Below are 13,493 nucleotides of genomic sequence, written 5' to 3'. Positions count from 1 at the left end.
TTGCACTTTCCGCGTCGCCGCAGAAGTCGAAAACCGCCGGATGCGGGACGGCCGGTCTGCTGAGATGGCCATGAGTGGCCGACTCAGAAGGTGCGTTATGTAAACTTCGGGCCACTACGCAAGGGTCAAACGCCCGCCGTGGGCAGCTGAGCGGGGGTAACGGGGCCGTGTTCCATCACCGAACCGGTCCTTTTTCACTTTCCGCGTCGCTGCAGAAGTCGAAACCCTCCGGGTGCACGTCGCACGGTCGGTTGAGATGGCTGTACGTAGCCAGCCTGCTGCGTTATGTGAACTGCAGCGGCCGCGTTGCTGTGGCGGCTTCGTGCCCACTCCCCTCCCACAACACCGTCACCCTCGGTGCGCGACCACCGCCCCAACGTGGACCATGGATGATGCTCTTGTACCGCTGCACAGAATAGGAGCGGCAGTGGCGGCGCTCCCGGCGTCCGCCACTGCCACGAACGGGTTCTATTTACTGGAACACCAGACAAGGGAATCCAATACCGACTGGCCTCATTTTTTCGTCTAAAGGGCTACCGACAGACCCGTGCGCGGCGTATTGCACACTGCGAACGGCTGACCACCGCATCTCACACGCCGCTTCCCACTTCCCACTTCACACTTCCCACGGCTCAGATCTCACTTCCCGCCGCCCACCGCTCAACGAGGGGGTATGATCGCCCTGACTGCCAAGCCCAACCGCCTCATTCATGAGGCCTCGCCGTATCTCCAGCAGCACGCGTACAATCCCGTCGACTGGTACCCGTGGGGGACTGAAGCCCTGGAAAGGGCCAAACGGGACGACAAACCCATCTTCCTGAGCATCGGTTACAGCAGCTGCCACTGGTGCCACGTGATGGAACGAGAATCCTTCGACGACCCGGAGATCGCCGACATCATGAACCGGCACTTCGTCTGCATCAAGGTAGACCGGGAGGAACGGCCAGATCTCGACGACGTCTACCAGACCATCTGCCAGCTGGTCACCCGCTCCGGGGGCTGGCCGCTCTCCGTCTGGCTTACCCCTGACCAGAAGCCTTTCTACGTCGGCACCTATTTCCCGCCCGCCGAGCGTTACGGCCGGCCGGGCTTCCGGCAGGTGCTCCTCGCGCTCGCCCGGGCCTGGCAGGAGAAGCGCGGCGAGGTCGAACAGGTTGCCGAGAACTGGACCCAGGGCATCGTCCAGATGGACGCCGTGCCTCCCCCCACCGGCCCGGTTCCCGACCGCCGGCTCATCGCCGATGCGGCCCGCGCCATGGCCGAACGCGTCGACCGGAAGCACGGCGGCTTCGGCGACGCGCCCAAGTTCCCCAACACAGCAGCCCTGGAGCTGATGCTGCGCCACTGGAAGGCCACCGGAGACGACCTCTTCCTGAGCCTCGTCACGCTCACGCTGCGCAAGATGGCCGAAGGGGGCATCTACGATCAGTTGGGCGGCGGGTTCCACCGCTACTCCGTGGACGCCCGCTGGGCCGTGCCCCACTTCGAGAAGATGCTCTACGACAACGCGCTGTTGCCCCCCCTCTACCTCTCGGCCTGGCAGGCCACCGGCGAGCCTCTCTTCCGGCGCATCGTGGAGGAGACCCTGGACTACGTCATCCGGGACATGACCCACCCCGATGGCGGCTTCTTCAGCGCCACCGACGCCGACTCCGAGGGCGAGGAGGGCCGGTACTTCGTCTGGGACCGGCAGGACGTGATCGCCATCCTCGGCCCTGACCTGGGCGCGCTTCTCTGCCGCCACTATGGCGTGACGGAGGCGGGGAACTTCGAGCGGACCGGCAAGACAGTGCTGCACATCGCCGAGCCCGCCGAGGTCCTGGCAGCCAGCTTGAACCTCCCTCTGGAGGAGGTGGAGCGCCAGCTGGCCGAGGGCCGGCGCCGATTGCTGACCGCACGGGCCCTGCGCGTGCCGCCGTTCCGGGACGAGAAGATCCTCACCGGCTGGAACGGTCTGATGATCTCTGCCATGGCCAGGGCCGGCCGGGCCCTCAGGCGGCCGGAGTACACGAAGGCCGCCCGCCGCGCGGCCGAGTTCGTGCTTGCGCACCTCGCCGACGGCCAGGGCGCGCTACTGCGCAGGTACAAGGACGGCCAGGCTGGCATCCCCGGCTACCTTGAGGATCACGCCTGCATGGCCGCCGGCCTGATTGACCTGTACGAGGCCTCCTTCGACGAGCGCTACCTGCAGGAAGCTTTGCGGCTGACCGAGGAGACGCTGCGCCGCTTCTACGACGGCAATGGCTCGTTCCACCTGACGCAGACGGGGGCCGAGCCACTGATTCACCGTCCCCGCGACATCATGGACGCATCGGTGCCGTCGGGCGCCGCCGTGGCCGTTATGAACCTGCTCCGGCTGCAGCCTTACCGCCGCGATGACCAGTTCCGCCAGGTGGCCGAGGCCGTCTTCCGCGCTCACCGCGACCTGATGGCCCGGGCCCCCGGCGGCATGGCCACCCTGCTGCAGGCCCTCGACCTCTACCTGAGCAGCCCCACCGAGGTGACGCTGGTCGGCGACGCGCCAGAGGTCTGGCTGGCAGAGCTGGGGCGTCGGTACGAGCCGAACCTGGTCCTGACCTGCATCCCGGGGCCTCGGGACGACGCGCCCATCTGGGCCGGGAAGAGCGCCGCGAACGGCCCCACCGCCTACGTCTGCCGCAACTTCACGTGCTCCCCGCCGGCGACAGCCTGGGACGAACTCGCGCACCACCTCGGACCCTGATCAGACTCGCACCGCGGTCATCCTGCCGCGGTGACCACCGGGTGGGTGGGAGCATAAACTGCAATGGCGCATCCTGCCGACGCCCCGTGAAGGAGGTGGCCCCACATGTTCTACGGGTCCAAGTTTCCGGCCACCAAGCTCTCCGGATTTTCGAAGTTCATCCCCAGTTATTATTTCAAGATCCTGCCGTGGGGATGGTCCAAGTACGGTATTTGATGAAACAGCGGGGCTCGCCCAATCTGCCGGGGCAGCCCCGATTCTGTTTTTGATCGTTTGCGTACAGAATCGCGAAGCGGACGAGTTCTTGTAGCCGGTGGAACCGACGCGCGTGGGGTCCTCAGACGGCGTCTGCCAGGTCGAATGGGAAGCTTTGAAGGCCGACGCGAAACCGGGCTTCGAGACGCACCGAGGTGGTCGCGTCCGTTGGTTTTCGAGTTGGCTCGAACCGAGGAAGTCGAATCCGGACGGTTGCAACGGCGACCCAACATACACCGGCGCCGACACGGGCTCACCGGCCAGGTTACCGGCAACATTCTGTCGCTGCGCAACACCCGAACACCGGCACCGCGCGCTTTCAGGGCGACACAAACGGAGCTTGAACAACACATCGCCGTGGCGGCATCCGCGGGTTTTCCAGTTTCGCGCCGAACAGGAACACGAAATTCGGCCGGTCGCGAAGGAACACAGTAAGCGGTTGGAACCTGGACACGATGATCGCACAGATAATCAACAGTTGAACAAAATCAGCCCGAACACAGCGCCGGAAAATCGAACACGCGCTCGAAACGCAGAAGGAATTCGCACCAGATCTGGCGAATATTCCCTCCTGGTGATCGGCATGCGTTTGCGGCTCGTCACGGTTCCGGATCGCCTCTGGGCCGATCGTGCGATACCCGAAGGCGCCAAGCTGGTCTGGTGCTACATTTCCGCCCTGACGCACCTCCGGAGCGAGTTCACGCTGAAGGAGCTGTACAGCGGCGCGGGCATCAGCCTCCCGAGCCTGCACAAGTACCTGGCCGTGCTGTCCCGGCACGGATGGCTCGTATATGAGCGGGTGAGCCTTCGGGTCGTCCGCTGCCAGGTCGTCCAGCCTGAGGCCGGGCCCCGCCTGGTCCTGCCGTCGGACATCCTGTTCGACCACCGTCTCCCCCGGGGAGCCTGCTGGACGTGGGGGCTCATATTCCGCATGCGCGGCAGGTTTGAGTACCGGGACCTGCGAAGGGCCACGGGGTACAGCCAGGACACCCTGAGCAAGCACGTCAGGCAGTTGCTCGCGCACCGGTGGCTGGTGGGCGGGCCGCAGCGCAAGGCGCGGCGCGTGGTCTACTCGGTTCGCGGAGCGAACCCGCACGCGATCGGGCGTGCGCAGGAACTGCGTGAACTGGAGCGCGGTCTGCGGGTCGCCAGGAATACCCCCGGCTATTCGCAGGGCCAATACATCCTCGCGCGCATGATTCGGGAGCTGTTCCCCGGAGTGGAGATTATCGAAAATGCAGAAATAACCGGTGTCGACAACATCGAGACCGGTGGGCGGCTCCAGATCGATGTGTACGCTACGGCACACAAACTCGGCGTGGAGTTTCAGGGAAACCAGCACGCGGGCCCAACCGAACGCTACCCCAGCGTCGAGGAGTTCCACGCACGGCGGAAACGGGACCTCATCAAGCGGGGACTGTGCCAGGAGAAGGGCATTGAAGTGATCCCCCTCTGGGCCAAAGACCTGAGTTGTCAAGGAATCGTGCGCGCGCTGGGCCATCGTCTCCGCTTCAAAGGCATGAGAGAGGAGCGTTGGCACGTCATCCGTTTTCTCGAACAGCGGGCAGAGTGGTACCGGAGGGCAGCCGCCAGGGGTTAAGGTGCGTGGTCGAACGGCGCTGCCCCGGAAAGAGCAGACACCCGCGGCAGCAAAGCCGCGGGCTGCACACTCACGGTACCGACCAAACCACACGCGCCGCACTCACCGATGGCGCCGGACCGCCTCCAGGGGGTCCAGCCAGGCTGCCTGCAGGGCCGGGGGCAGGGAGGCCGCGGACGACAGCAGGGTGATCGCCGCAGCCGCCAGGACGACCAGCGAGAGCACCACTGCGATGCCCAGGTGCCGCAGCACTTCCCCCGTGGCCGGGATAAGCCAGAGCGCCCCGGCGGCCAGCAGGCCGCCGATCAGGCTGCCGCCCAGGGCCAGGGCGGCCGTCTCCCCCAGCGTCAGAGCCACCAGATACCCCCGGGTGGCGCCCATGGCGCGCAGCATGCCCAGCTCCGCCCGCCGCTGGCCTACCCGGATGGAGGCCAGGAGACCCGAAACCAGCGCCGACCCCAGGGCCGCCACGGCCGCCGCCCGGCCCAGGTGGCGCACCAACGGCTGCAGGTCCGTCAGCACATGGCGCGTCGCCTGCTCGCCGACCACAGCGTCGGCCTCCGGCAGCACGTCCGCCAGGGCCGCGCGGGCCATCATCGCCGAATCCCAGAACTCCAGCCGCATCACAAGGACCGACGCACGCTCGCCGGCCGGCACGCCCCGGCCCCCGGCGGAAAGATCCACCGCCTCCACCCCGATCAGCCCGAGAATCAGCGCGTTGTCGATGCCCCTCTGCCACTCGGCCACGTCGATGGTGGCCGGAATGGGATCGGTGGTGCCCGTCGCCAGCCACTGCTCCACAAGCGGCCTGTGCTCCGGCAGGGCCAGCACCATGTCCGCGCCGAGCTGTTCCAGGTCCCGCTCCAGCATGCGCGCCATCCCCTGGAAGAGGCTGAGTCCGCCCACCAGGGCCAGTGCGGCCAGGACGCCGGCCAGCAGGCCGGCGACCGCCTGCCCCGGGGAGCGGCGCAGCCCCGCCCAGATCAGGTCGCGCATCCCGGGCGGTCGAATGTCAGGACGCAAGGTGCACCTGCCCCCGGCTCAGGATCAGGTGGCGGCTGGCCAGCGGGACCAGTTCAGTGCTGTGCGTCACCATCACCACGGTGGTGCCGGCACGGTTCTCCTCGAGGAAGAGGTCGACGATGGCCCGCTCCGTCTCCTCATCCAGGTCGGCCGTCGGCTCGTCGGCCAGGAGCAGCTCCGGCCGGTTCAGCAGGGCCCTGGCCACGGCCACCCGCTTCTGCTGCCCGCCGGAGAGCTGCCACGGCAGCCGGTCGGCGCAATCGGGGAGCCCGACCCGCTCCAGAAGCTCCAGGGCCCGCTTTCGGTCGCCCCCCTCCCCCGGGGGCAGGAAGGAGGCAGGCACCAGCAGGTTCTCCAGCACGGTGAGCGTCGGAATCAGGCTGGCGAACTGGAACACGAAGCCGATGTGCCGGGCGCGGAAACGGGCGCGCTCCGCGTCCGAGAGCGCCCAGAGATCCTGATCCATCACGGTGACCCTGCCCTCATCCGGCCGGGTCAGCCCGCCCATCAGCGAGAGCAAGGTCGACTTGCCTGCCCCGGAACGGCCCGTCACAATTACGAACTCGCCGCGCGCGATGCGGCCGCTGAGCGGCGCCACGGCCACGACGCGCTGGGCTCGGGTCTGATAGGTCTTTGTTACCTCGTAGAGCTGAATCACGGGGCATCTTCCTCCTCTAGCGCGCGTGGATGGCCTCGTGGGGCTCCAGCCGGGCCAGCCGCCGGGCCGGCAGCGCAGCGGCCAGGGCACCGCCCACGGCCGCGACGAGCACCACCGCCGCCGCCAGCATCGCCTGCTCGCGGGAGGGCGGGTAGAGGAACGGCAGGGTGTACGAGACCATGATGGCCTCCTTAAACAGTCCATACACCGCGGACCCGCCCAGCACCCCGGCGGCGCCGCCCAGACCGCTGAGCAAGGTCGCCTCCAGCACCAGCGCGCCGGTAGCCTGCCCGGCGGTGGCGCCCATGGCACGCAGCAGGCCGATCTCCCGGGTCCGCTCCCGGGCGATGGCGAAGAACAGGATCACGAAGAGAAGCACGGCCACCAGCAGCAACGAGACGGTGACCGGCAGGAGGCTGGCCATGAGGAGGGCCAGATCGTCGGCCACCGACCGGGCAATCTCACCGGCGGTAATCACCGTGACGCCATCCAGCCTGCGCGCGATCTCCGCGGCCACCTGGGTCGCATTCGCCCCGTCGCGGAGCTTCACCAGAATCGCCGAAACGTGGCCGTCGGGAATCTCCAGGGGCTCGTCAGCCAGCTCGTGCGAGCGCGCGGCGATCTCCCAGACCGCCGGCGCCGGGAGGAAGACCGTCTCGTCCATCCCCATGCCCGTCGGGTCGAGCCGGGCCGCCAACCGGAAGGTGGAGCCGTAGAACATCAGGGGATCGCCGGTCACCCCGAGGATGTGGTTGCCCACCAGCACTTCGTCGGGGGCCAGTTCACGGTTGAGGTTCCGGCGCAGCCAGGGCTTCACCGTGAAGTCGGTGTCCGGATCGTACCCCACCAGCATCAGGTGGCCCGTACAGCAGGCCGAAGAGGCCAGGGTCTCCACGAAGATCTGCGGCGAGGCCGCCTCCACGCCCTCCACCGCCCGAATCGCCTCCAGCCGGGACGCGCCTTCCATGTAGAAAGCTGCGGGCAGCCCCATGACCAGGGCGGTGTGGGTCTTTTCCGCCGCGCCCTCGGGCACGACCATGAGGTCCGCCCCGAGCCGTTCCAGACCGAGGCCGACCGCGTGGGCCACGCCGCGGCCGATCAGCCCGCCCGCGAAGGCGGTGCCGGCCACCACCATGACCCCGAGCAGCACCAGCAGGGTGCGGCCCGGGTTGCGCAGCAGGTTCCGGGCCGCCAGCCGAAGGATTCCCGGTCTGTCGCTAAACCGCACTCCGCTCTCCCCCCGCCGCATCAAGCCGGCGCAGCTGCAGCGTACCGATCAGCCCGGCGAGCGTCGTGATGCCGCCGGTAAGGTAAGCCCCGGGCTTGAAGCTGAGGTTGCAGACCATCCCGGGCATGTCGCACGTGGGCACGAGCCACATCGGGATGATGATCATTAGAATGCCGGCGCCCGCCGCGGCCAGCGAGAGCCCGCGCGCCGCATCCGGGAAGAAATACATGGCCAGGCCCGCGAAGGCCACCAGGACCCCCACTCCCTGGAACGCCCGCTCAGACCAGTGGCAGCGCATCGGCGCGAAGCCGCCGTTCGCCAGTTCCACCATGTGGCCGTGATCCTGGCAGGTGTGCAGGAAGAAATGTGAAGCCAGCACGGCGCCCACGCCGAGGACGATGAACAGCAGCGGACGCCAGTCGCGAGACCGCGTACGCACCCCAGAATCCCCCTCCCCCCAAACCGACAGTCAATAGGGATAATTCGAGTTTAGTGCGATTGCCTAAGGGGTTCAATACGCTGCTCACCGGAAGCCCCTTCTTCAGACTAGGGTGAGGACAGTAGGGCGCAGAAGAGCCCCGGCCTCTGCGCGACCGGGGCAGACAGATGCGGTCTTCGGTCACATGAAGACGAGGCGGAACAGGAAGTAAACAGCCAGCAGCACGCCGATCATCACCAGGACGACGGGCATGAGCACCTGGTAGGCGGCGATGATCATCGCGAGCGTGTCGGTCCAGGTGAACCGAGGCAGGTCCTCCTCGTCTGCCAGGCCGGCGCGGGCAGCCCTGCGCCGGGCCAGTTCGTCGGTGTTTGAGTTACGCATCTTCATCGCCTCCCGTCATCGCTGGCTTCCACACGCCATAGATGAGGCGGTAACGCCTCTGATCCCGGAGCACGTTGGCCACGTAGTGGCGGGTTTCCGCAAAGGGAATCTGCCCGAGCGTGTCCCGCTCGCCCGTCCACTGCTGGTCGTTGAGCCAGTTGTACACGTTCGTCATGCCGCCGTTGTAGGCTGCCAGGGCCCGCACGGGGTCGCCGGAGAACTCCCGGAGCAGGGCGGCGAGGTACCAGCAGCCCAACTGGATGTTATAGACAGGGTCGTAGAGGTAGGCATCGTCGTAGGGCAGTCCCATCTGCTCTGCCACCCAGCGCCCCGTGTCGGGCATGATCTGCATCAGCCCCCGGGCGCCCTGGGGAGATGTCGCCTCCGGCCGGAAGCGGGACTCCGCCCGGATCACGGCGGCGACCAGGTACGGATCGAGCCCGTGCTCCTCCGCACAGTCCGCGATCACGGTCCGGTACGCGATCGGATACCCCTGCATCAGCGCCGCCCTGACCCCCAGCACGAGCAACGGCAGGGCAAGCAGGGCGATCAGCCGCCGCCGGATGCGGCCCCTCCGCCTCACGTCCCACTGCCCTTCCTTTCCGTGACAGCCTGCCAGGCCGCGAGCACCTGCGCCCGGGTCTCCTCCAGGGAACCCCGGTTGTCGATGACCCGGTCGGCCCGCCGCGCCTTCTCCTCCAGGTCCATCTGGGCGGCGATGCGGGCCTCCGCCTCCTCCGGCGAAAGGCCGCTGCGGGCCATCAGCCGCGCCTTTTGCGTCGCGCCGTCCACGTAAACGAGCCAGACCTCATCCACCATGCGGTCCCAGCCGCTCTCGAAAAGCAGCGGAATGTCCAGCACCACCGCAGGGCGGCCGGCCCTCCGGTGTTCTTCGATCTGCCGCCGCATCTCGGCCCGCACGGCAGGATGCACGATCGCCTCCAGCGCCCGGCGCCGGCCGGCGTCAGCGAAGACGATGCGCCCCAACGCCTGGCGGTCCAGCGAGCCGTCGGGACGCAGCACCCCCGGCCCGAACTCCCGCACGATCGCCCCGAGCACGGGCGTCCCGGGACGTTGCAGGTCGTGCACGATGGCGTCCGCGTCCACCACGGCCGCGCCGATCTCCCGCAGCATGGCCGACACGGTGGACTTGCCGCTGGCGATAGAGCCAGTCAGCCCGATGATACGCATTCTAGTCGCCCTCGATGCGGTAATCGGCGAACTTGTCCAGGGTGGACTCCCTCAGCTCCTTCTCCGTGTACATCTCCACCCGCCACTTGCCGCCGCCCAGCGGCTTGATCGCCATCTCGCCGGAGACGTTGTAGCCGTCCCACAGCTTCTTCACGGTATCGCGCATCTCTTTTTCGCTCGGAAACTCGAACACCAGATACTGCACAGGGTTCACCCTCCGCTTTATACTTGCGCAGCGGTACGGCCTGAAACGTCGGCGGCCACCCGCACGCCGCCGCTGCGCCGGCCCCCGGACGACTCAGCGATACTCGTCCGGCAGATGGCCGGCCCCGGAAGACTCACTCGTACGTACCCGGCGGCTCCGCCGCCACCCGCACGCTCCGGCCGCGCCTGCCCGGCCGGGCGCGCACCGGCGTGAGCGCGACGCCCTCGGGCGCAGGCTGGCAGCGGGGGCAGAAGTGGGTCCCGCGCTGGGCCACCGCCACCTTCTGAATCGTCGTGCCGCAGGCGGGGCAGGGCTCGCCCGCCCGGTCGAAGACCTGCAGCTCGTCGTACATGTCGCCCTCGTTGCCCTCCCCGTCCCGATAGAGGGAGAACGTGGTGCCCCGCTTCTCCACCGCCCGTGCCAGCACCCGGCGGATGCAGCCGTGCAGGCGGGCCACCTCCTCCTCCGTCAGCGTGCCCGCCGGCCTGGCCGGGTGGATGCGGGCGCAGAACAGGGCCTCGTCGACATAGATGTTGCCCAGCCCCGCCACCAGGGCCTGGTTGAGCAGGGCGGCCTTGACCGAGGTCTGCCGTCCGGCCAGGGCAGCGGCCAGCACATCCGGGGTAAAGGACGGCGAAAGCGGCTCCGGCCCTAAGTTCGCCAGCCCCCGGGGCATGCCCTGCCGGTCGGGGCCCAGCAGGTGGAAACCGCCGAACTTCCGCTGATCCACATACCGCAGCTCCTGGCCGTCGTCCAGGTGGAAGACCACGTGCAGATGCTTCTGGCGGGGCGCCTCCGGCCCGCAGACGAAGAGGTGGCCGCTCATGCGCAGGTGGGCGACCAGCAGGAGGGGCCCCAGCGAGAAGAGCAGGTACTTGCCCCGCCGCTCGATGTCATCGAACACCGCGCCCTCCAGCTCAGCGCGGAAGGTCCCGGGATCAGGGTGGAAGATCTGGCGCTCTGTGAGGATCTCCACCCGCTCAAGGCGCCGCCCCACCACCCGCGGGTACAGGGTGCGGCGGACCGTCTCCACCTCCGGCAGCTCAGGCATCCTGGCGCACCTCGTACGGCTCCACCGAATACCAGTCGAGCCCGGCCTTGACCTCGACCTTCAGCGGCACATCCAGCTGCATGGCCCCCTCCATCTCCCGCCGCACCAGCCGCGCCAGCCGGTCCAGCTCCTCGGTGGGGCACTCGAAGACCAACTCGTCGTGCACCTGCAGGATCATCCGGGCGGACAGCCCCTCGGCGCGCATGGCCCGCCGGACGGCGATCATCGCCCGCTTCATCAGGTCGGCCGCCGTGCCCTGGATCGGCGTGTTGATCGCCATGCGCTCCGCGTTCTGCCGGACGTTGAAGACCCGGTGCGTGATCTCGGGCAGGGGGCGCCGGCGGCCGTCCAGGGTTGTCACGTAGCCCTTTTCCCGCGCCTCCGCCTTCTTCTCCTCCATATAGCGCTTCACGCCCGCGAACTTGGCGAAGTACGTCTCGATGAAGGCCCGGGCCTCGGCGCGGGTGATCCCCACCGAACGGGCCAGGCCGTAGTCGGTCTGGCCGTAGATCAGGCCGAAGTTGACGGCCTTGGCCTGCCGTCGCATGTCGGGGGTGACCGCCTCCATGGGGACCCCCCAGACCTCGGCAGCCGTGCGGGTGTGGATGTCCTGATCCCGCAGGAAGGCCTCCCGCAGGGCCGGGTCGCCGGAGAAGTGGGCCACCACCCTCAGCTCGATCTGCGAGTAGTCGGCCGAGAGCAGCACGTGCCCGGGGCGGGCGACGAAGGCCTTGCGGATGCGCCGCCCCTCCTCGATGCGGATGGGGATGTTCTGCAGGTTGGGATCCTTGCTGGAAAGCCGGCCCGTCTCGGCCACGGTCTGGGTGAAGGTGGTGTGGATGCGGCCGTCCCGGGCGATGAGCTGACCCAGCGCGTCCACGTACGTGCCCTTCAGCTTGGTCAGGGTGCGGTAGTCCAGGACCCGCGCGGCGATGGGATGCTCCACCGCCAGCTCCTCCAGGACCTCGGCGTCCGTGGAGTATCCCCCGCTCTTCGTCTTCTTTCCGTGGGGCAGGCCCAGCTGCACGAACAGCACCTCGCCCAGCTGCTTCGGCGAGCTGATATTGAACTGCGTCCCGGCCAGCTCGTAGATCTCCTGGCTCAGGTGCAGGATGCGCCGCTCCAGCTCCACCGACATCTCGTGCAGCGCGGCCGGGTCAACTCCGACGCCGACGGCCTCCATCTCGGCCAGGATCGGCATGAGCGGCAGCTCCACCTCCCGGTAGAGCCGGTCCATGCGCTGCGCCGCCAGCTCGGCCTCCAGGCGCCGGCGCAGCTCCGGCAGCACGGAGGCCCGGGTCACCCAGAAGTCGGGGGTCTCCGCCGGGGGCAGTTCACCGAGACCGTGCTGCCGGCAGAGATCGGCCAGGTCGTAGGTCGAACGGGTGGGGTCGAGCAGGTAGGCCGCGAGCGCCGTGTCAAAGGCCGGCGCGGGCGGCTCGGCCCCCCGGGCGTACAGCCAGTTGTACAAGGGCTTCAGGTCGTGGCCGGTGAGCCGGGCGTCCGGATCCACCAGCGCCGCGGGATCCGCCAGGGCCTCTCCCTCCACCCACGCGGGCGGATCGCCCACGGCCACGCCCACCGGGCGCGGGCGGCCGGGGTTGCCCGGGTCGACGGTCATGTGCGCCAGCACGGCCGCGTCGCCGGAGAGGCGCACGGCCCCGGGCCTGTCCACCACCTCAGCGGTGACGACCTCCACCGCGGCCGCCTCCGCCGCCTCCGCGATGGCCTCTGCCGCCGCGCTGCCCTCCGGCGGGGTCACACGGCTCAGGAGCGACTTGAACTCCAGCCTCTGGAACAGCGCGTAGGCCTCCGCGTAGTTGGGTTCCCGCCGGCGGAGTTCCTCCCGGTCGAACCGGACCGGGGCGTCCAGGGCGATGGTCGCCAGTTCGCGGGAGAGCTCGGCCTTGTCCCGGTTCTCACTGAGCTTCTTGTGCAGCGCCCCCTTGATCTCGTCCAGGTGCGCGTACACGCCGTCGACGGAGCCGTACTGGGCCAGCAGCTTCAGGGCCGTCTTCTCGCCGACCCCGGGCACGCCGGGGATGTTGTCGGACGCGTCGCCCATGAGGGCCTTCAGGTCGATGACCTGCTCCGGCGCCAGCCCGTACTCCGCCTTCAGGGTTTCGGGGTCGAAGCGGACGGTCTCGCTGATGCCCTTCTTCGTCATCACCACCGTCACCTGATCGCTGACCAGCTGCAGCGCGTCCCGGTCCCCGGTGACGATCAGGGTCTGCAGCCCCTGCTCGGCGGCCTGGTGGGCCAGAGTGCCCAGGATGTCATCGGCCTCGTAGTCGTCCACCCGGAACCAGGGGATGTTCAGCGCGGTCAGCACCTCCCGCAGCAGGTCCAGCTGCGGCCGGAACTCCTCGGGCGGCGCCTTGCGGGTGGCCTTGTACTCCTCGTACATGGCGGTGCGGAAGGTCTGCCGCCCCTTGTCGAAGGCGACGGCCACGTATTCGGGCTTCTCCTCGTCCAGGAGCTTGAACAGCATCGTCAGGAAGCCGTAGACGGCGTTGGTGTACACCCCGTCGCTGGTGGAGAAGAGCCGCAGGGCGTAGAACGCCCGGTTGGCCAGGCTGTTCCCGTCCAACAGGAGCAGTTTCTCGGGCTTGGACATGATGGTCACCTCTCTGCTGCACCCTCGTAGCTTCACCGGGCGCGCCTGCACTTATTTCAATGCGGCCTTCCGTGAGTCCTTCCGGCTCCCGGGCCGGGTCGGGAAGGAAAGAATGAGGGC

At 68.2% G+C, this 13,493-nt stretch carries 12 protein-coding genes; 2 read left to right on the top strand and 10 right to left on the bottom strand.

Translation table 11 applies throughout. The features are described 5' to 3' along the window. Positions 1-673: 673 nt before the first annotated feature. Entirely contained in the window at positions 674-2,722 is a 2,049-nt protein-coding gene (locus tag ACZ45O_RS00475; RefSeq protein WP_464855011.1) for a thioredoxin domain-containing protein, read from the top strand. Positions 2,723-3,560: 838 nt separating this feature from the next. Then, the gene (locus tag ACZ45O_RS00470; RefSeq protein ID WP_464857602.1) at positions 3,561-4,577 is read left to right on the top strand and encodes a helix-turn-helix domain-containing protein; all 1,017 of its coding nucleotides are present in this window, start codon (positions 3,561-3,563) and stop codon (positions 4,575-4,577) included. 102 nt (positions 4,578-4,679) lie between these two features. On the opposite strand, the gene ACZ45O_RS00465 is transcribed toward ACZ45O_RS00470, so the two are convergent. The 10 genes from ACZ45O_RS00465 to polA all read right to left on the bottom strand — a co-directional run bounded on the left by ACZ45O_RS00465 (position 4,680) and on the right by polA (position 13,373). Beyond that, positions 4,680-5,573 (bottom strand): FtsX-like permease family protein, encoded by an 894-nt coding sequence (locus ACZ45O_RS00465; RefSeq protein ID WP_464855010.1) that lies wholly within the window; start codon positions 5,571-5,573, stop codon positions 4,680-4,682. Positions 5,574-5,589: 16 nt separating this feature from the next. Further along, complete coding sequence (locus tag ACZ45O_RS00460; RefSeq protein WP_464855009.1) at positions 5,590-6,258, bottom strand: ABC transporter ATP-binding protein; 669 nt, start codon at positions 6,256-6,258, stop codon at positions 5,590-5,592. A gap of 16 nt (positions 6,259-6,274) precedes the next feature. Further along, positions 6,275-7,486: an ABC transporter permease gene (locus tag ACZ45O_RS00455; RefSeq protein WP_464855008.1), complete on the bottom strand. Its 1,212-nt coding sequence runs from the start codon at positions 7,484-7,486 to the stop codon at positions 6,275-6,277. Beyond that, entirely contained in the window at positions 7,476-7,925 is a 450-nt protein-coding gene (locus tag ACZ45O_RS00450) for a DUF4418 family protein (RefSeq protein WP_464855007.1), read from the bottom strand. Before ACZ45O_RS00450 ends, ACZ45O_RS00455 begins: the two co-directional genes overlap by 11 nt. A 180-nt stretch (positions 7,926-8,105) precedes the next feature. Next, positions 8,106-8,309, bottom strand: coding sequence for a hypothetical protein (locus ACZ45O_RS00445; protein ID WP_464855006.1), 204 nt, complete (start codon positions 8,307-8,309; stop codon positions 8,106-8,108). Next, positions 8,302-8,892, bottom strand: coding sequence for a lytic transglycosylase domain-containing protein (locus ACZ45O_RS00440; protein ID WP_464855005.1), 591 nt, complete (start codon positions 8,890-8,892; stop codon positions 8,302-8,304). Before ACZ45O_RS00440 ends, ACZ45O_RS00445 begins: the two co-directional genes overlap by 8 nt. After that, complete coding sequence (gene coaE, locus ACZ45O_RS00435) at positions 8,889-9,500, bottom strand: dephospho-CoA kinase (RefSeq protein WP_464855004.1); 612 nt, start codon at positions 9,498-9,500, stop codon at positions 8,889-8,891. The genes ACZ45O_RS00440 and coaE overlap by 4 nt, the downstream gene beginning before the upstream one ends. 1 nt (position 9,501) lies before the next feature. Next, positions 9,502-9,705: a hypothetical protein gene (locus tag ACZ45O_RS00430; protein ID WP_464855003.1), complete on the bottom strand. Its 204-nt coding sequence runs from the start codon at positions 9,703-9,705 to the stop codon at positions 9,502-9,504. Positions 9,706-9,838: 133 nt separating this feature from the next. Continuing rightward, positions 9,839-10,756, bottom strand: a complete 918-nt coding sequence (gene mutM, locus ACZ45O_RS00425) for a bifunctional DNA-formamidopyrimidine glycosylase/DNA-(apurinic or apyrimidinic site) lyase (RefSeq protein WP_464855002.1) — start codon at positions 10,754-10,756, stop codon at positions 9,839-9,841. After that, positions 10,749-13,373, bottom strand: coding sequence for a DNA polymerase I (polA, locus tag ACZ45O_RS00420; protein ID WP_464855001.1), 2,625 nt, complete (start codon positions 13,371-13,373; stop codon positions 10,749-10,751). The genes mutM and polA overlap by 8 nt, the downstream gene beginning before the upstream one ends. Between the last annotated feature and the right edge of the window lie 120 nt (positions 13,374-13,493).

Source organism: Symbiobacterium turbinis, assembly GCF_055383075.1.
The sequence above is the reverse complement of the archived record's forward strand: the minus strand, read 5'-3'. Positions and strand labels throughout refer to the sequence as shown.